The organism is uncultured Bacteroides sp. (assembly GCF_910585845.1).
GTDB lineage: Bacteria > Bacteroidota > Bacteroidia > Bacteroidales > Bacteroidaceae > Bacteroides.
This window is the reverse complement of record NZ_CAJUHF010000018.1, coordinates 48,741-66,853: the sequence shown is the minus strand read 5'-3', so window position 1 is coordinate 66,853 and position 18,113 is coordinate 48,741. Positions and strand designations below refer to the sequence as shown.

The 18,113-nt window shown below is 49.2% G+C and carries 15 protein-coding genes, 1 pseudogene and 1 riboswitch; of the genes and pseudogenes, 13 read left to right on the top strand and 3 right to left on the bottom strand.

The genetic code is table 11. The features are described from left to right. Positions 1 to 156 precede the first annotated feature (156 nt). Positions 157 to 747 carry a hypothetical protein gene (locus QZ323_RS07215; protein WP_294633935.1) on the top strand — a complete coding sequence of 197 codons (591 nt, stop codon included), beginning with the start codon at positions 157 to 159 and terminating at the stop codon, positions 745 to 747. A gap of 468 nt (positions 748 to 1,215) precedes the next feature. Here QZ323_RS07215 and QZ323_RS07210 read toward each other — a convergent pair whose 3' ends face one another. From QZ323_RS07210 to QZ323_RS07200, 3 genes are read right to left on the bottom strand one after another with little or no spacing between them, the layout of a single operon-like run. Further along, positions 1,216 to 1,821: a thiamine diphosphokinase gene (locus QZ323_RS07210; protein WP_294633934.1), complete on the bottom strand. Its 606-nt coding sequence runs from the start codon at positions 1,819 to 1,821 to the stop codon at positions 1,216 to 1,218. Next, positions 1,806 to 2,453 carry a nicotinamide riboside transporter PnuC gene (gene pnuC / locus QZ323_RS07205; protein ID WP_294633933.1) on the bottom strand — a complete coding sequence of 216 codons (648 nt, stop codon included), beginning with the start codon at positions 2,451 to 2,453 and terminating at the stop codon, positions 1,806 to 1,808. Before pnuC ends, QZ323_RS07210 begins: the two co-directional genes overlap by 16 nt. Positions 2,454 to 2,476: 23 nt before the next feature. Then, the gene (locus QZ323_RS07200; protein WP_294633932.1) at positions 2,477 to 4,708 is read right to left on the bottom strand and encodes a TonB-dependent receptor; all 2,232 of its coding nucleotides are present in this window, start codon (positions 4,706 to 4,708) and stop codon (positions 2,477 to 2,479) included. A gap of 34 nt (positions 4,709 to 4,742) precedes the next feature. Then, positions 4,743 to 4,838: riboswitch (TPP riboswitch) on the bottom strand. A 226-nt stretch (positions 4,839 to 5,064) separates the two neighbouring features. Between QZ323_RS07200 and QZ323_RS07195 the strand changes: the two are divergent. The 12 genes and pseudogenes from QZ323_RS07195 to gldL all read left to right on the top strand — a co-directional run bounded on the left by QZ323_RS07195 (position 5,065) and on the right by gldL (position 18,037). Next, a pseudogene (locus QZ323_RS07195) lies at positions 5,065 to 6,754 on the top strand (GDSL-type esterase/lipase family protein). A gap of 281 nt (positions 6,755 to 7,035) precedes the next feature. Further along, complete coding sequence (locus tag QZ323_RS07190; protein ID WP_294633931.1) at positions 7,036 to 7,656, top strand: DNA-binding protein; 621 nt, start codon at positions 7,036 to 7,038, stop codon at positions 7,654 to 7,656. 55 nt (positions 7,657 to 7,711) lie between these two features. After that, on the top strand, positions 7,712 to 8,929 hold the full coding sequence (locus QZ323_RS07185; RefSeq protein ID WP_294633930.1) for a GTP-binding protein: 1,218 nt from the start codon (positions 7,712 to 7,714) through the stop codon (positions 8,927 to 8,929). Further along, a complete protein-coding gene (locus QZ323_RS07180) occupies positions 8,917 to 9,363 on the top strand; it encodes a hypothetical protein (RefSeq protein ID WP_294633929.1) in 447 nt (148 codons plus the stop codon). Before QZ323_RS07185 ends, QZ323_RS07180 begins: the two co-directional genes overlap by 13 nt. A 694-nt stretch (positions 9,364 to 10,057) precedes the next feature. Then, positions 10,058 to 10,552, top strand: a complete 495-nt coding sequence (locus QZ323_RS07175; protein ID WP_294633928.1) for an HU family DNA-binding protein — start codon at positions 10,058 to 10,060, stop codon at positions 10,550 to 10,552. Positions 10,553 to 10,659: 107 nt separating this feature from the next. Continuing rightward, on the top strand, positions 10,660 to 11,292 hold the full coding sequence (locus QZ323_RS07170) for a hypothetical protein (protein WP_294633927.1): 633 nt from the start codon (positions 10,660 to 10,662) through the stop codon (positions 11,290 to 11,292). 37 nt (positions 11,293 to 11,329) lie between these two features. Beyond that, complete coding sequence (locus tag QZ323_RS07165; RefSeq protein ID WP_294633926.1) at positions 11,330 to 11,884, top strand: cob(I)yrinic acid a,c-diamide adenosyltransferase; 555 nt, start codon at positions 11,330 to 11,332, stop codon at positions 11,882 to 11,884. A gap of 78 nt (positions 11,885 to 11,962) precedes the next feature. Beyond that, positions 11,963 to 12,184 carry a DUF2795 domain-containing protein gene (locus QZ323_RS07160; protein WP_294633925.1) on the top strand — a complete coding sequence of 74 codons (222 nt, stop codon included), beginning with the start codon at positions 11,963 to 11,965 and terminating at the stop codon, positions 12,182 to 12,184. Between the two features lie 126 nt (positions 12,185 to 12,310). Next, on the top strand, positions 12,311 to 14,752 hold the full coding sequence (locus QZ323_RS07155; RefSeq protein ID WP_294633924.1) for a helicase-related protein: 2,442 nt from the start codon (positions 12,311 to 12,313) through the stop codon (positions 14,750 to 14,752). Between the two features lie 56 nt (positions 14,753 to 14,808). After that, positions 14,809 to 15,762 carry a PorP/SprF family type IX secretion system membrane protein gene (locus QZ323_RS07150; protein ID WP_363174849.1) on the top strand — a complete coding sequence of 318 codons (954 nt, stop codon included), beginning with the start codon at positions 14,809 to 14,811 and terminating at the stop codon, positions 15,760 to 15,762. Positions 15,763 to 15,776: 14 nt separating this feature from the next. Continuing rightward, positions 15,777 to 17,234, top strand: coding sequence for an SUMF1/EgtB/PvdO family nonheme iron enzyme (locus tag QZ323_RS07145; protein WP_294633937.1), 1,458 nt, complete (start codon positions 15,777 to 15,779; stop codon positions 17,232 to 17,234). Between the two features lie 23 nt (positions 17,235 to 17,257). Then, on the top strand, positions 17,258 to 18,037 hold the full coding sequence (gene gldL / locus QZ323_RS07140) for a gliding motility protein GldL (RefSeq protein ID WP_294633922.1): 780 nt from the start codon (positions 17,258 to 17,260) through the stop codon (positions 18,035 to 18,037). The last annotated feature ends 76 nt before the right edge of the window (positions 18,038 to 18,113 follow it).

Genomic DNA, 18,113 nt, shown 5'->3' with positions numbered 1-18,113 from the left:
GGTAAAAAAGATTGTTCCTAAGGTTGAGATGGGAGTGCATATCTCCCATCTTTTTTATGTCGTAATTGACTGATAGATTTAATATTTATCTAATATTTCCGATATAAACGTGAAATAAAAATGCGGTTACTTTGTATCAAAGAAATACTATAAATCATGTACGTTACAGTTCTCTCGATAATGGCTCTGGCCGGAATCATCGTTATGTTGCGACGGCATATCCGCAGACGTAAGGTCAAGGAAATGTATTGTTTTATCCCCGCCCGTCCTGTTGAAAAGTCTTGCTTGACTATGACGATGCAGTCATGCGGTCCGATTATCGACAAAGCGTTGAAATGTCTTTCAAACAATGACAGTATAGCCGTTTGCAAGAATCATCGAATCGGGTCAGAAACCATTGACATAATCAGTGAGAAAGTCCGGAATAGTTCGGCAGACACTGACGATACTATCGGCAAGACTGCGCTATATTGTGAATATATGCTTGAGGCTACGGACAAGATTGCCGAAACCACACGTCATCTTGTCACGTCCCCGGATGGCTATATACCTATCTCTTACAAATGTGAGATCGAAACAATTCGTGGAGGGATTGTCCGACTGTCTCAATTAGCTGACAGCATACTCAGTTCAGATGTTGATACAGTGAAGATTAATGGAGATGCGGGCTTGGAGAAAGATTTTATCGAACACAGCATCGCCGTACATTCCAAAGGGATGACACATGAAGACTTTCATTTGATATAAGTTTAAAAATGAATCTTCTCTTGCAAATAGAGAAATTAATGCCTATATTTGCAAGCGTAAGACCCTGTTGTCCCTGCTGAACAAGCAAACTTCAGGGTTATTGTTCTTTTCAGAATCCGTTTCTTCCGGTCATTTCTTTAGCGCAACTCAGGAAAAGCCAGATCAGTACACAAATGAAAAATAACATAATTACCTCCTTCTTTTGATGAAACATTCCGAAGTATATATCTTAACTGTTTTTATATTAGAAAGGCTCGTTTAGTTGTTGCATATACCAACTATAGGAACCTAAAATGAGAAACCTATTGGGCAGAGTTGACAATGTGCTAAGATAATTCTGCCAAACGAGTATAATATGTTTTTTAGTATTCTCAGTCACAAAGATATATTTTTTACCTATTGTTTTTATGGTTAAGCATGCATTTTGCCTGTTTTCAAGTTCTCTGCTACGCCTGTTTATATGGAGGCTTATACATTGAAAAACACCAGATATTCCCCTTCTGCTTCGATGGTGAACTCGCTGCCGATACATTCGTTAAGAGTACCCTGCCACCAGTTGGTGAAAGCGTAGAGCGGATAGACAAGCCCTTGGCTCTGCATCTTGCGGGCAGTGAAATTGAAGATGGAGACTTGCTGCCCTGCGCGGCAGGGAAAGATCCGCTTCCCTTGGCAGGGAATGAAAACACCATAGTCGGTATAGGTGCGGACATCGGCTCCAAGGCGCATATACTCGATGAGCAAACTGATGTTGCCCACGGTATGATCCTCGCGTTTGCCCGTTGCTCCGACGATGGCGATGCGTCGTTTTCCTTGTTCCAGAAGGAAGCGCACGGCTTTGGTCTGGTCGTTGTTCTCCTGCTCACTGATGGCGTGGAGGAGGTTGCCGTATCGCTGCTGATACTCCTTGTTAAGCGAATCCATGTCGCCTATGATGATGTCGGGCACTTTCCCTTGACGTATGTATTCGTTTGCTGCTCCGTCGCAACAGACTACGTAGGGAGCTTCTTCTACGATTTGCAGAGGAAGCGGAGAGGACGGATAGTCGCCGTTGGCAATGATTACTGCTTCACACATATTAATTTTTTCCATTTTAAATAACCGAATATGGCAATGATAGTGTATAGTGCATAGAGGGCAGACGTGAAGTAAAGCCCTTTATAGATGTACAGACCCGAACTTACGATGTCCGTTGCAATCCACGGCCACCACTGCTCTACATATTTCTTTGCCAGCATCCACATGCCTATGATGCTCAGTGCCGTAGTGAAAGAGTCCAACCACGCCACATCGCTGTCCGTGAAGTTTATCAGTATCGTGGCGATAAGGAAGAACGCTAGTGCGAACACTGCCGTGAGGGGCAACCAATAGCGGCGGGGCATATAAGTGATGGGCGTTTCTGTTGCCGTTTTTGCCTTTTCCGACCTTTCATTCATGTTACTTTCCGCTTCTTCCTTCACGTTACCCGGTTTTTCTTTCCCGTTCCGGGCTTTGAAAGAGGAGACCTGCCAGCAAGTCCAGCCGTAGATGGCGGCAATGAGGTAGTAGATGTTGATTCCGAAGTCGGCGTAAAGCCCTGCTTTGTAATAGATATAGAGGTAGATAGCAGGCATGATGATGCCCACTATCCACAGATAGATGCTTGCGCGATATTCCAGCCAGAGATATATCAGCCCTACGATTGTCCCAATGATTTCCAGCAGTTCCATTCCTGTTCTCTCTCTTTGGTTCTTTAGAAGTTGATGGACACGTGGGCGAGCAGATGGGTACCTGCCTGTGCGGCATAGCCGGCATAGTTGTAACGAACCTTCCGGTCGCCATCATAATAGTAACCGCTTCCGGCATAACCGTTGTTTTCGTACTTCTCGTTGAAGAGGTTGTAGAGGGTGCAACCGACGGTCATTGATTTCACTTTCGGCAGCTTGAAAGTGTAGGCGAGGGCGAGATTGCTCACAAAGTAGGCATCCAGCGTGCACTCCTCTTGCTTGGCGTTGCTCATGTACTGTTTGCTGACATACTGCGACTGAAGCGAGGCTTCGAAGCCCTTGTAGGTGTAGCCGAAGCGGTTGTTCAGAATGAAGTCCGGTGAGAAAGAGAGCGGAGTATTGCCGTGGTTGATGACCCAAGCTTCGGTGCCTGCCTCTTCGTTCTCGAAGAGGGTTTCGGTGAAGTTCTTTACGCGGTTCTTGCTCAGTGTGGCGTTGATGTTCCATGTGAAACCGCAAGGAAGCCTGAGGTTTGCCATCAACTCTACGCCCATACGATAACTGTCCGGTACATTGCTTGCCATCGCTTCGCCTATCTCGTTCAGCTCGCCTGTCAGTACCAGCTGGTCTTTATAGTCCATATAGTAGAGATTGGCACCTGCCTGGAATGTCTTGCCGGCAAATGTGTAGCCCAGTTCGTAGTCTAACAGCCGTTCCGGCTTGGGATGTTCGTCGAAGCGACCGTCGGTATAGTTGTTGCGCGTAGGTTCTTTCTGCGCTTCGCTGAAGGAGACAAAGAGACGATGATGCGGGTTGATTTGCCACGAAAGTCCGGCTTTGGGGTTGAAGAAACCAAAGTCTTCGTGGATGTCCAGCCGTTGCATCTCCGAAGCCAGCCAGTTGTATTTGTCGTTCGTGCCGTCTATCTTGTAGCAGATGTGGCGGTATTGCAGGTCCATGTAGGCGTTCACTCCTTTCGCCAGTTCATAGTTGGCTTTCAGGTAGATGTTGCCGTCGTTCTTCGTAGCGTTGTTGAAGTAGTAGTCGGTGTCGGGATTCAGGTCGCCCACGTAGCTCTTCACCCACAATACCCGTCCGAAGTGGTCGCCGTCGTAGCGGTTCAGGGCACCGCCGAGGGTGGCTTGCAGGCGGTCGCCCTTGTAGGTGAAGGAGAAGATACCTCCGCCAAACTTGTTGTCCATGGCTTTCTTGCGTACGAGGTCGCTCTTCGTCACCTCTTTATCATCGTACACAAAGGGGGACAGCCCGTATTCCACAAGTGTGCGGCGGGTCTTGTATTCCTGATAGTAACCGTCGCCCTTGGTGTAGTGCAGCCCGATATTCATGTTCCATTGGGAGTTGAAGCGGTGGTTCAAGAGCAGTTGGTAGTGCTTTTGGATGTAGTTGTCCGTCTGGTCTTCGTAGAAGTGTTGCACCCCTTTCTCGTCTTCGTACATCAGTCCGCAAGAGTTGTAGCGTCGGCCGTATTGCTCCATTTCCTCCTTGCTGGCATAGTTCCAGGCGTGGTAAGTACGTTCCTTGTTGGCAAAAGTGATAAGCCGGATGCTGGTGTTGTCGGTATAGTATCCTCCTTGCAGGAAGTAAGCGTTCAGTCCCACAGAGGCACGGTCTATGTACCCGTCAGAACTGACGTTGGAGAGCCGGGCGTCGAATCCCCAATGACCGTTGATGATGCCTGTGCCCGCTTTTACGGTCTCTTTGTGGGTGTTGAACGAACCGTAGCTTCCGGAAAATTCGGCGTATGGAGTGGGCGATATGCCTTGCGTCTGCATATTTATACTGGCGCCGAAGGCTCCTGCGCCGTTGGTTGAGGTTCCTGCTCCGCGCTGTATCTGCACGTCTTGCAGGGAGGAGGCGAAGTCCGGCGTGTTGACCCAGAAGATGGAGTGGCTTTCCGCGTCGTTCATCGGTATGCCGTTGGTGGTGACATTGATGCGGGTGGCGTCAGTGCCGCGCACTCGGATGGAGGTATAGCCAATGCCCGCGCCTGCATCGCTCGTGGTCAGCACCGAGGGAGTGAAGGTCAGCAGATAGGGCATATCCACGCCTGTATTTGCTTTTTTGAGTTGTTCTTTGGAAAGGTTGGTGTATGCCACCGGCGTATGCGCTGTGGCACGAGTGGCGATAACTTCTACTTCCTGCAGACCTACAGTCTGCAAGCTGTCTTTCTCTGGTGCTTGTGCAAAGGCACCTGTTGTTGCCATGAGCAGGCAAACAATCATTGCATTTCTTCTCATTCGTAATTCCTTTAATGAATAAATTAAGAAAAGGGGGAACTTTTCTTCTTTTCCCTACGTCGGCACTATCCGAATCAGGTCAATGGGTATGATCTCAGCCCGTTGTATTAAGGCACCCCTTCATTGAAATCGCGGCAAAGATACATCATTTTTTTATTCTTATGCCAATTTGAGTTTGTAAGTTTTCAACTCACCAACTCACCAGCTTGAGCCGTGCGATTGTCACTGCTGTCTCTTTTTCTGTCTTATTTGTATCAAAAACAGGCATTGAGATGATAAAGGCATGAATTTATAATGTTCGGGATGTAAAGATACGTATATTTGCGATGATAAAACAGAAAACTAAAGTTAATGTCATGAAGAAGAGAAATATTCTTTTGATTTGCTTGTGCTTGATTAGCCTTTGTGTGGCGGCGCAAGAGAAGAAGCCTGTAAAGATAGCTTGCGTGGGCAACAGTATCACTTACGGTTGGGGCATCAAGAACCGCTTCCAGAATAGTTATCCCGGTATGCTCTCCCAATTTATGGGCAAAGAGTACGACGTCCGCAATTTTGGAATCAGCGGTCGCGTACTACTGAACAAGGGAGACCGTCCTTATATGCACGAACCTCTCTTCTTCGACCTGCTGAAATTTGAGCCGGATATTGTCACCATCAAGCTGGGGACGAACGACAGCAAACCTTGGAACTGGTGCTATGGGAAGGAGTTCAAGACCGACCTGAACGAAATGCTGGACAAACTCGAAGCACTGCCTTCGAAACCGAAAGTCTACCTCTGTCTGCCCGTGCCTGCGGTGCAGCTGAACTTCGGTATACGCGACAGCATCATCACTACCGACATTATTCCCCTGATACGCAGTGTGGCAAAGAAACGCCGCCTGCCTGTCATCGACCTTTATAAGGTGTTGGAGCCGCATCCCGATTATTATGTCGACGGCATCCACCCCAACGAGAAAGGTGCCGCGCTGATAGCCGCCGAGATTTACCGCACGCTGACCGGCAATGAAGCACCTGCCATTGATACCACACAACCCTTTCCTGGAAAGAAGTCGCAATGGGAAGGTTTCGACCGTTACGATTTTCTCTGCAATATGCGCCAAGCCACGGTAGTCGTGCCCCGACGGGCAGCTGAAGGACGTCCTTGGATATGGCGCCCGGCTTTTTTCGGAGCCTTCCCTGCGGTGGATAAGGCTTTGCTGGAGAAAGGATTCCATGTCGTATATTATGACCTGACACACCTCTATGGAAGCCCTCGTGCCCTACGTTTGGGCAGTGATTTCTACGATGTGATGTGCCGTAACTACCGCCTTTCTTCCCATGTGACGCTGGAGGGTTTCAGCCGTGGCGGACTTTTTGCCTTCAACTGGGGAGCGAAGAATCCCGATAAAGTGGCATGCATCTATGTCGATGCTCCCGTTTGCGACGTGTTCAGCTGGCCTGGCAGACACCGTGAACTGTGGAAAGGTCTGCTCGAAGAGTGGGGATTGAAAGAAGAGGAGATGAACAACTTCAAGGGTAATCCGATAGACAATCTGGCTCCCCTGGTTCGTGCAGGCGTTCCCGTTATCAGCGTCTGCGGCGACAGCGACCGGACGGTACCTTACGAAGAGAACATGAAAGTTGTTGCCGAACGTTACCGTGCCTTGGGCGGGCAGGTGGAAATCATCCTGAAACCCGGCTGCGACCATCATCCTCATAGTCTGGAGCAGCCCGAAGCCGTGGTCGATTTCATCGTCCGCAACCAACCCGACTATCAGAAGAAGTAGGTCATCCACCGGCAGCACACCCCACGCCTTCCCCTTCGAAGGCCGTGCTGTGGGCATCTTCTGCGTGGCCGGTCCGCAAGCCTGTGTGCTGGAGTACAGCGTGGATGGCGCCCCCTTCAAGCGGTTGGATACGTTCACCGACTGGAGCCATCGGCTCTATATCCCTTGGGTGTACATGCTTGAGACGGAACTCGCCCCGGCGCGCCACATCTTGCGCCTGCGCGTGGCGAAAGGCGGAAGGGCGGAGTGCCAGATACGGAACTTTGTGGTGAACAAGTGAGAGATTTTCTTGGGAACTTTATTGTTTTTCTTGCCTGATGTTAGTACATTTGCCTGTGGATGCTAAATCTTTCTACCATGGAGAAACTTTCTTTCTGCCATGATGGAAAGAAAATTTCCCCACGGAGGAAAGAAAGTTTCTCCATGGTGGAAAGAATAAATGTCTGCTGCGAAAATCCTTGGCCATCGCAAGGAAAAGGGATAAAAGTAGCGGTGGAATAGCTTAACTCCGGTACTCCATGTTTCACAAGCGTAGGGTATCCGTAAGAAAAACATATAGAGATGAGTGCATATTATGATCTTTTTGAAAAGCCTGATGTTCGCCAAACCGGTGAGCAACAGCCTCTTTACGCCCGTTTCATTCCCAAGGGTACCATCGACCGGAAAGAATTTCTGAACCGTGTACATCTCTTCACCGGTATCAGCCGCAGCGTGCTGGAGGGGGCGATGGCTTCGTTCATAGACGAGTTGTGCGACTGCCTTGCCGATGGCTGGACGGTGGAACTTGGCGAGTTGGGCTATTTCACGCCTGCCTTGGCTTGCCGCCGTGAAGTGATGGAAAAGAAAGAGCTGCGTGCCGCTTCGGTGATGCTTCGCGGTCTGAACTTCCGCCTGGGAAAGAAGTTCTACAGGAAGCTGGATAAGAAGATGCAGCTGGAGCGTGCCCCGAAGTCGGCCGGACAATCCGTTTCTTCTGCATCGCTCCTGTCCGTGGAACAGCGTTTCCGCCTGCTCGACGACTATTTGCGTCAGGAACAGCCTTGCATCAACCGCGCACAGTATGTCCGTCTGACGGGACGCAGCGTGAAGCAGGCCATTACGGATTTGAACCTCTTCATTGAAGAGGGGTTGCTGATGAAGTGTGGGGCGGGGCGGAACGTGGTGTATATGCGAAAATCGTGACTCATGTTGTGTACATAAAGGAATCATTACAGAATAAAACCAAAATAATCCAATTATGAATACAATTGATATTCCTGTGTTGCTGCTGACCGGCTATTTAGGCAGTGGCAAGACCACCTTGGTAAACCATATCCTTACCAACAAACGTGGCATCAAATTTGCCGTCATCGTCAATGATATCGGCGAGGTGAATATCGATGCGGCACTGATAGAGAAAGGCGGTGTGGTGGGCAAGAAAGACGACAGCCTTGTGGCGTTGCAGAACGGCTGCATCTGCTGCACCCTGAAGACAGACCTGATTGAGCAGATGTTTGAAATCATGAAGATGCAACGCTTCGACTATATCGTCATCGAAGCCAGCGGCATCTGCGAGCCCGAACCCATTGCCCAGACCCTCTGTTCCATTCCCCGCATGGGAGGCGCCTATACCAAGTATGGCATCTGCCGCCTGGACTGCATCACCACCGTGGTGGATGCCCTGCGCCTGCAAAGCGAATTTGCTTGCGGCGACGGCCTGACCCGCAAGGGCATTGACGAAGAAGATATCGAAAGCCTTATCATCCAGCAGATTGAGTTCTGCAACATCATCCTGCTGAACAAGGCCGACGAGGTGCAACCAGAAGAGCTGAAACGCATCAAGCACATCATCCGCACCTTGCAACCCGGCGCCGAAATCATAGAATGTAACTATGCCGATGTAGACCTGGGGAAGATTATCCATACCGGTCTCTTCGACTTTGAACGTGCCGCCACTTCCGCCGGATGGATCCGGGGCATAGAACGCCCTGCCACCGAAGAGGAGGAGAGGGAAGCTCATCATCACCACGAGCATCATCATTCGGAAGAAGACGTTCATCATCATCATGAACACCATCACCACCATCATGTGGAAGACGGCGAAGTGGAAGAATATGGCATTGGTACGTTTGTCTACTATCGCCGTCCGGCTTTCAACATCCACAAGCTCGACCACTTCATCGCCACCCGATGGCCGCGCAACGTCATCCGTACCAAAGGCGTCTGCTACTTCAGCCACAATCGCGACATGTCTTACTTGTTTGAACAGGCAGGCGTGCAAAAGCAGCTTACGGAAGCCGGACTGTGGTACGCTACCGCCCCCGAAGAGGACCTGGCGGAATTGAAACGGCAAGAACCAGGGCTGATGCGTGACTGGGATCCGGAGTATGGCGACCGTATGCAGAAACTTGTCTTTATCGGACAGCATCTGGATAAAGAGCAGTTGGCACGCGACTTGGATGAATGTCTGGAGTAATACTTCTTTCGTATATATATCAAGGAGATAAGAATAAAGCTAAATGGTATTACATCGGTGAGAGTACAGTGGAGAAAATCGCAACAGTGGAAGACCAAATTTGGTTTTATACCCAACCGTTTTTGCCCGATATGGAACCAACCTTGCTTAACGTCAATCAAACAGGATTGCCAACAGGCCGTCCGTCAGCAACAAACAACAACTATACATTTGCATGGTGTGTTCCTTCTGGGACAAGTGGCAAGTATCCGGAAGAATTGAAAATCGATGGCAAACACCGTTCGTTCGTTTACCAATTTGGCATGGGACTGGATGCGCTTACAGAAGATGCTCTGTATCCGGCATATTACATTGTACCCGGAACGACAGCTATTACATACCGCTTGATTAATATCAACCCAAGATTTATCGCATCGCAGAATCAGGGAAACTGATACCCAATGGGGTGAAGAACAACCCATGATTGACGATAAAGCGTCAAGGGAAATAATAGATTTCTTGTCGGTTTCGTAATGGATATCTGTTTTGAACTGTTATTAAATAGAGAATCCGGTTAATAGTATAGTATAAGGATAGGATTGCGTTGACTATAGCGTAGGCGAAACGCGGTTCTATCGCCAACAAGGTTTTTAACTTTCATCCCTTGACCCGTGAGAGTGTGTGTCCGGTTTGGCCTTTGGGGGCTTCTCTCGGACATGCTCTCTCTTTTTTCATCCGGAAATCTGTGTCTATTTGTGCAATCTGTAGATGAAACGTCGTTTTCCCTGATAGATTTGATGACCTGTAGAGATTGCCAGCCAGCCTACCATTCATTTTCAGTACTTTAGCATCTCAAACTGTAGAGATGGCATTCCGCTTCTTCCTATTTCCCCTTTTTCCCGTTTGGGAGCATTTTCTCAAACTGTAGAGATCTCAAATTTTTATGCTACTGTTTATCAGTGGTTTAATATATTTAGCTGTAGATGTCGTTTCTTAGGCTTTCGCCGCATATTGCCCTAACTTTGCGACATCGATTCTGAGAGAATGAAACTGCCGACCGTTGAGGCCTCACGGTAAAACGTTTCCTTATTTCGGATGAGATAAGAGAGATATACATTATTATTTAAACCCTTAAAAAGTGAAAAGAATATGGCTATTAAGTATGAAGTAAAAAAGGTGGTTTTTGGTTTTGACAAGACGAATACGGAGAAGTATGTGGCGCAGGCGAAAGTCTTGGGCATGGTGAAGTTTGACAAACTCTGCGAAGAAGTGCAGAAGGTGAGCATGGTGCCGCGCGGTGTGGTGAAGATGGTGATTGACGGATTGATCGACACTCTGAATATGGATTTGGATAAAGGATATTCCGTGCAGTTGGGGGACTTCGGCTGTTTCCGTCCTGGACTGAACGCGAAGAGCCAGTCCGGGGCGAACGATGTGGATGCCAACACTGTGTATCGCCGGAAGATTATCTTTACTTCCGGAAGCTACTTCAAGGACATGTTGAGCAAGGCTACTGTAGAAAGGCTGGTAGTAGGCAAGGGCACCGTGATTGATGCTGCGAGCGTAGCTCCGAAACCGGATGAAAACGGTGGCGGTGGACAAGGCGGTGAACAAGATGGCGTGGATGAGAATCCTTTCGGATGAATTTGAATTTTTTCAAAAACTCACAATCGTAAATTAAATATCTATTTCCCCGGTCAAGGAATTGAAAGGTTTCCGTATCTTTGTATTCAAGAAACGAATTATCAGTTATGAACCGTATTCTATTAACCTTGAAACGCCCATTCATCTGGCTGCGCCGCTTTCGTCACCGTTGCGGTTACGGGATACATTCTCCTTTTGCTTTCAACCTCATTACGTTTGTGATTTATGAAAGCACTCCTTACTATAAATACAAAGCCCTGGCGGCAGAACAGAAAAGGCTGGCTCCGCAGAAAGGCAAGGACTGGAACCGCGAATCGAAGAAAGTGAAACGCCTGCTGTTTCGTCTGGTCAATTACGCCCAGCCAGCCACCATTGTGGATGCCGGCCGCCTCTCCGCCTCTGCCCTCTACCTGAAAGCGGGCAAGATAGGAGCGGACTATACGCCTGCGTCCGATCTCTCCGACCTGTTTCTGGAAGCCGGGACACCGGTCGACTTCCTCTATCTGCACGACTGGCAGCGTCCGGAATTTGTGGAAGAAGTGTTTCGCATCTGTGCCGCGCGTACTGCCGGTAGCTCTGTCTTCGTAGTGGAAGGGATAGGCTACACTCCGCAGATGAAAGCACTGTGGAAACGCATGGTGCAGGACGACAAAGTGGGCATAACGTTCGACCTTTATGACCTTGGTATCCTCTTTTTTGATAAAACAAAGCTAAAGCAAGACTATATTGTCAACTTTTGATTAGCTTTAGGCGTTATAATACTAAAAAAACAACCTTATGAAGATATATACCAAAACCGGAGATAAAGGTACCACCTCCCTTGTAGGGGGTACCCGTGTGCCGAAGACACACATCCGCCTCGAAGCCTACGGCACAGTAGATGAACTGAACTCCAATTTGGGATTGCTGATCACCTACTTGTCCGACGAGAAAGACAGGACATTTGTCCGCAATGTCCAGAACCGCCTTTTTGCCGTAGGCTCAAGCCTGGCTACCGACTTGGAGAAGACCGACCTGAAGTGCGCCAGCATTGTCCATCCCGAAGATACGGAATGTATTGAGCGGGAGATAGACCGTCTGGATGCCCTTCTTCCTCCTTTGCGTGCTTTTGTCCTGCCCGGAGGCAGTCGTGCCGCTTCGGTCTGCCATGTCTGCCGAACGGTTTGCCGCAGGGCAGAACGGCGCATACTGGCTTTGGCAGAACAGTGCGAAGTGGCTCCCGACTTGCTCGCTTACGTAAACCGTTTGTCCGATTATTTGTTTATTTTGTCACGAAAAACCAATCAGGATGAGAAAAAAGATGAAATATTTTGGGATAATAGTTGTAAGTGAAATATTTTATTATACTTTTGCCGAAAATATAGAAAGTAGGACTTAATATAATAGTCACCATTTTAATACTTAGGATTTATGTATTGGACATTGGAATTAGCATCTAAACTGGAAGATGCTCCCTGGCCGGCAACCAAGGATGAATTGATCGATTATGCCATACGTTCGGGTTCTCCGCTCGAAGTAATTGAGAATTTGCAGGAAATGGAAGATGAAGGCGATATTTATGAAAGCATCGAAGACATCTGGCCCGACTATCCGAGCAAAGAGGATTTCTTCTTTAATGAAGAAGAGTATTGATATGCTTTTTTAGGTGGTGAAAAACGGTTATGCCACACCCCTGTTGACACATAGAAAGAGGTAGTCCGTAGACTCGTTTGTGATGAGTTGTGAAGGACTACCTCTTTTTTTAGAATTTTCCACTATATGGTTGAAATGCAAAAAGAAATGGCAGGTCGTTTGCCGGAGTTGAAACAACGGCAGTTGCCTGGCGGCTGTCGAGAAGCGGTACATGCGCTTTTGAGAGAAATATATGGGTACGAACAATTTCGCGACTTGGAAGTATACGACGATTTATTCCGGGGAAAAGATACACTGCACATTTCGCAGGGGCAACTGATAGAGAGTGTCATTGCCGAAGCCGAAAAGGCACACAAAGGAGAAACGGAGATCAACAATGTCCTGCTGACGGCACCTACAGGAGCCGGAAAATCCCTACTGTTCCAGTTGCCCGCCATCTATCTGGGCAGAGAATACAGGCTGCTTACCATCGTGGTATCTCCCCTGAAAGCATTGATCACAGACCAGGTGGAAGGTTTGCAGGAGTTGGGATATACGCGCGTGGCGTATGCCTCCTCCGATCTCTCACCCGAACAAAAGAACGAGGTGTATCGGCAAGTGCGCGAAGGCGAAGTGGACCTGTTCTACCTCTCGCCGGAACTGCTGCTCTCTTACGACATCAGGCATTTTGTAGGCGAACGCCGCATTGGCCTGGTTGTGGTGGATGAGGCTCATACGGTCACTACGTGGGGGAAGGAGTTTCGTGTGGACTATTGGTTTCTGGGGCGTTATCTGCAAGGCTTGAAGAAAAGTCTCGGTTACACATTCCCGCTATTTGCACTGACGGCTACGGCAGTCTGGAATCCGAAAGGAGGCAATGACATGGTGTTTGAAACGATCCGTTCATTGCAGATGGAGCCTTGTGTGCTCCATGCAGGTACGGTGAAGCGCCGCAATATCGGCTTCGACATCCGGCAGATGGAGATGGAAGAGGGTGAGACATACGATAAGGCCAAACAGCGTGTTATAGCCAAAAGGGTGGAAGACTTTCTCGACGGACATAAGACTATTCTCTACTATCCCTTTGCAGGCGGCATCGATATGCGTCTGAAGGCATGGGTGAAGTCTGTCGACTGGCATTTGGTGGCTTCCTACTACGGAAAGAAAGACAAAGAACAGAAAGCGGCAATCGTGCAGGACTTCAAGGAGGGCGAGAAGCGGATGATTGTAGCCACAAAGGCATTCGGCATGGGAGTGGATATCAGTGATATCGACCGTGTGTATCATGTGGCGCCCTCCAGTACATTTGTCGACTATATACAGGAGATTGGACGTGCCGCCCGCGATGCTGATATTCAGGGCATCTCGGCGACGGACTATCATGAGAGGGATTTCTATTATATGAAACGCCTGCACATGACGGGCAACATCACGCAGGAGCAGTTGTCGCTGATCTTGAAGAAGTTGATGGAAGTGTACCGGATGAAAGGTAGAAAACAGGAGATGCTGCTTTCTCTGTCCGATTTTGAATTTGTGGTGAAACTGCCTCGCATGAAGAACAAGTTGGAATACGAAGCGGAATTGGGGCAGCTGATAAAGACAGCCCTGCTGTGGCTGGAAGATGACTTGTGTCATCGCTACGGCAAGCACCTGCTGGAAGTCAGTCCGCAAAACCTGCTTGCCGAAGGATATATACAAGATAAGACAGGCGATGCCTTTATCCGCGAGTTCAGTGACTATCTGACTAAAGTGCCTGGTACGGAAGACGTCTACATGGCGCGTCTGGAGAAACTCTGGGAAGAGCGTTTCGCAGAGTTCGGCTATAGAGAGTTCAAGCAGAAACTGAATAATGGAACGTTGTGGGAAGGTTCGCGTGCGGTGTCCGTGGGCAAGCACGAGGTGCTGCTGAAAGAAGATGCAGCAGTGATTCGTCGGCGTATGGATGCGCTGTTCGGCAGCCTGAAGACCTTACTGTTCGACAAACTTCGTAAGACGAAAGGGCGTTTTGATGAAGAAGAGTTGCGTGCGGTATTTGCCGAGCATGGCATGGATGTACCGTCGGCAAAACGCTTCATCGGCTCCTTGTTAGAATCGCGTACGGAAGAGGGACGCAGCGTGAGCTACATCAGCAGTGTGAAGAAGAAAGATTCCAACGAACTTTCTTTCACGGTGACGAAAGGCTTCGACCTCTTGCTATCCCGCTATCAGAAACTTTTCACCCAGCGCATTGTGGGTGAGAAAGGAGACCGCCTGCTGTTCTATACGACACCTTTTTCTGACTTGAACATGTTGTTCAATCTGCTTTCTATGCTCGATTGTCTTTCGTTCAGCGTAGAGGGTGGGGGAACACCTTGCGTATCGGTCACTTTCGACGACCCGGAACTGCTGGAACAGATTGCGTCTTCCGATGAATACCATAATCTCATTCTCGATAATAATGAAAAGATATTTCAGGAACAGATTGAATTGTTCTCCTTCTTCTTCGGGACAAGCGGAATGGATGATGCAACACGCTGGAGTCTGATTGAAGACTATTTCACCGGAATGGGAGTGGAGGGGCTGAAAGTGAAATATACTGCTCCATCCTGAAGCCTATGCTTGAAGATGTATCATGACTTGCTATTGGTGAGTCCGTTTTTATAATGATGAAATACAGTTTTATCCTGAAATCGGCAATCTGGCTGTGCCTCTTCTTCTGTGCGGCAGGAGTACGGGCACAGTTCGACGCACGCTTTGGCCAATATTGGGCGGTGCCGGGCTATTATCATCCCGCATGGGCAGGGCAGACGGAGAATAAGCTGAATATATACGGTTCGTATGGTATGCAACTGATGGGTTTCACCCATGCCCCGCGGGTGATGTATTTCGGTGCGGACATGCCTTTCACGCTGTTCAACAAACCTCAGGGTGCTGGCGTGGGATTTTTCAATGAAGCCATCGGTCTGTTCCGCAACCAGCGTTTCTGGGGGCAGTATGCCTATCAACAGAAAATCCGTAAAGGCAAGCTGGGCATCGGCTTTCAGGTAGGCATGCTGAACATTACTTTCGACCCTTCCGACATCAATCTTGGTGAAGAAACCGACGATGAGGCATTTCCTACTACGGCAGAGAGCGGGAGTGCCGTTGACATCGGGCTCGGTGCCTACTATTCGCATCCTCGGTTCTATGCCGCGCTTTCCGTCCACCATCTGACGGCTCCCCGCATCTCTTTGGGAGAAAAAAGCGAGATAGCTGTACATCCTATCGTTTATTTGACAGGCGGATACAATATTCAGACGCGTAATCCGTTAATTTCCATACAGCCTTCGATGCAGTTGCAGAGTGACTTTACTACTACACGGCTGGACCTGACGGGGCGGTTGTTCTATGCCTATCGCTCTAAGGTGCTGAGCGGGGGAGTAACCTATTCACCCGGCACCTCGGTGACACTCAGTCTTGGGTTGACGGTGCAGGGCGTGACACTGGGGTATGCATACGAGTGCTTCACCTCGAAGATTGGCGCGGCAAGCGGCAGCCACGATTTGATGGTCAGGTATGCATTGGACTTGAATGTATTTAAGAAAAGCCGGAACTTGCATAAGAGTGTACGGATTTTGTAAGAGATATACGAATGATGAAACAGAAGAAAGGGATGAAAGCTATTCATGCATGGTACGGGGCGGCACTGTTGCTGCTCGGTTCATTGGTGTCGTGCATGGGAACAGTGGGTAACACTTCCATGAAAGGCGGTGAGGTGATAGGTGCCAGTGCGATGGCATGGAGCGAGCCGGCGCCATACGGCATGGTGTTGGTGAAACGCGGTTCGGTGAAGATGGGACCCGATAAGCAGGACAGCTTGTGGGGAACGGTCGTTCCTTCGCGGGAGATTTCGGTAGAATCTTTCTGGATGGACGATACGGAAGTGACCGTTGCTGAGTATAAACAGTTCGTCAACTGGGTGCGCGACTCCATCATCCGCGAGCGTCTGGCAGATCCTGCCTATGGTGGCAACGAAGTCTTCAAGATAGAGGAAGACCGCGAAGGGAATCCGATAAAGCCTTACTTGAACTGGGCGAAGCCCATCCCTTGGAAGCGCGCTACGGAAGATGAACAGATGGCTATCGAGAGTGTGTATAAGCGGCATCCGATTGACGGCACACTGATGCTGGACGGTGCCCAACTGAACTACTACTATGAAGTGTATGATTATGCGGAAGCCGCCAAGCGCCGTAACCGTCTGAACCCCGCCGAAAGAGTCAAGAACACGGATATAAAGGTGGATCCCGAAGAGGTGGTGATGATAACTAAAGACACGGCGTATATTGATGACGAAGGCCGTATAGTGAACCGTACCATCACCCGCCCACTCTCCAGCGAATGGGATTTCCTGAACAGCTACATCGTGAACATCTATCCTGATACGACCTGTTGGGTGAACGACTTTCCGGATGCAAACAATGAGCAGTACATGCGCCTGTATTTTAACCATCCCAGTTACAATGAGCATCCTGTGGTAGGTGTCAGTTGGGAGCAGGCGAATGCTTTCTGTGCCTGGCGGACCAACTATCTGCTTGCCGGATTGGGTGGACAGGCAAGGTACATCCAGCGCTACCGCCTGCCGACCGAGGCGGAATGGGAGTTTGCTGCAAGGGGACGCGAAAACAACAAGTACCCTTGGAAAGACAGCGAAGAGACCAAGGACGAGCGCGGTTGTTATAATGCGAACTACAAGCCTGGCAAAGGCAATTATACCAAAGACGGTAACCTGATATCCACTCGCGTAGGCGCCTATTCGCCCAACTCGAACGGGTTGTATGACATGGCGGGCAACGTGGCGGAATGGACTTCGACGGCTTATACCGAATCGGGTGTGTTGCAGGCAAGCGACATCAATCCCGATATCCAGTATAAAGCGGCACCGGACGATCCTTATGCCATGAAGAAGAAAGTGGTTCGTGGCGGTTCGTGGAAAGACGTGAACGCCTTTATCCGCTCTGATGCCCGTACGGCGGAGTATCAGAATGAGCAACGCTCATATATCGGTTTCCGGTGCGTACGTACGCAGGTGGGATATAGCAAGAAAGGGAAATGACTAAGTCGCTAAAAAGGTACAAGATGATGGAACAAGAGACTGTAAGAAGAAAAAAGAGTTTGGGGCAGAAGTTGCAGGATTTTATGGCAAGCTATCGTGGCAAGGTAATCATGAACTATGCCTATAGCTGGGGTGCTGCCGTAGTGATTGCCGGTACACTGTTCAAACTAACCCATCTGCCGGGAGCCAATCTGATGTTGTGGCTTGGCATGGGGACAGAAGTGCTGGTATTCTTTATTTCTGCATTCGATTTGCCGGGCAAACCGGTGGCAAATGCTGCGGGCGGAGTGATCGTCGTGGGCGATGGAATGTCGCAAGCCGATCTTTCTCAAGCCGGCCTTGCTCAGAACGGTCCGGTGCAGGTGCCCGTCGGCGCAACGAATCCGATACGCGTGAACCAGCCGTCAGTCAGTCAACCGTCGGTGAATCGGTCGCAAGCGAATCAGCCGGCTTCTGTGATTGTAGGAGGTGGTAGTCCTTTGTCCGGAAACATGGCATCCGCCTTTACGTCAGAGATGGAAGAAACTACCCAGGCTTATATCGCCCAGTTGAAAGAGATGACTGAGATGCTGTCCCGTTTTACTGCCCAGGCAGAATCCCTCTCGCACGATGCTGAGCAGATGAGTACGCTGAACCGTAATCTTGCGGGAATCAATGCCATCTACGAAATGCAGCTTCGCAGCGCCAGCACTCAGATCAGTACGATAGATCAGGTGCATGAGCAGACCCGTAAGATGGCACGTCAGATAGAAGAACTGAATGCTGTCTATGCCCGTATGTTGCAAGCTGTGCAAGTGAGATGACTGATGGGTTAGGATTGTTGATTTATAATTTATGACTTATAAATTATAAATCTTAGTTCCTGATTCATAATTCCCA

Coding starts and splice junctions, on each gene's coding strand:
- QZ323_RS07185 (WP_294633930.1), top strand. CDS start 7,712: ATGAATACAATTGATATTCCTGTGTTGCTGCTGACCGGCTATTTAGGC.
- gldL (WP_294633922.1), top strand. CDS start 17,258: ATGATGGAACAAGAGACTGTAAGAAGAAAAAAGAGTTTGGGGCAGAAG.
- QZ323_RS07200 (WP_294633932.1), bottom strand. CDS start 4,708: ATGAGAAGAAATGCAATGATTGTTTGCCTGCTCATGGCAACAACAGGT.
- QZ323_RS07150 (WP_363174849.1), top strand. CDS start 14,809: ATGAAATACAGTTTTATCCTGAAATCGGCAATCTGGCTGTGCCTCTTC.
- QZ323_RS07170 (WP_294633927.1), top strand. CDS start 10,660: ATGAACCGTATTCTATTAACCTTGAAACGCCCATTCATCTGGCTGCGC.
- QZ323_RS07215 (WP_294633935.1), top strand. CDS start 157: ATGTACGTTACAGTTCTCTCGATAATGGCTCTGGCCGGAATCATCGTT.
- pnuC (WP_294633933.1), bottom strand. CDS start 2,453: ATGGAACTGCTGGAAATCATTGGGACAATCGTAGGGCTGATATATCTC.
- QZ323_RS07175 (WP_294633928.1), top strand. CDS start 10,058: ATGGCTATTAAGTATGAAGTAAAAAAGGTGGTTTTTGGTTTTGACAAG.
- QZ323_RS07165 (WP_294633926.1), top strand. CDS start 11,330: ATGAAGATATATACCAAAACCGGAGATAAAGGTACCACCTCCCTTGTA.
- QZ323_RS07210 (WP_294633934.1), bottom strand. CDS start 1,821: ATGTGTGAAGCAGTAATCATTGCCAACGGCGACTATCCGTCCTCTCCG.
- QZ323_RS07180 (WP_294633929.1), top strand. CDS start 8,917: ATGTCTGGAGTAATACTTCTTTCGTATATATATCAAGGAGATAAGAAT.
- QZ323_RS07160 (WP_294633925.1), top strand. CDS start 11,963: ATGTATTGGACATTGGAATTAGCATCTAAACTGGAAGATGCTCCCTGG.
- QZ323_RS07145 (WP_294633937.1), top strand. CDS start 15,777: ATGAAACAGAAGAAAGGGATGAAAGCTATTCATGCATGGTACGGGGCG.
- QZ323_RS07155 (WP_294633924.1), top strand. CDS start 12,311: ATGGTTGAAATGCAAAAAGAAATGGCAGGTCGTTTGCCGGAGTTGAAA.
- QZ323_RS07190 (WP_294633931.1), top strand. CDS start 7,036: ATGAGTGCATATTATGATCTTTTTGAAAAGCCTGATGTTCGCCAAACC.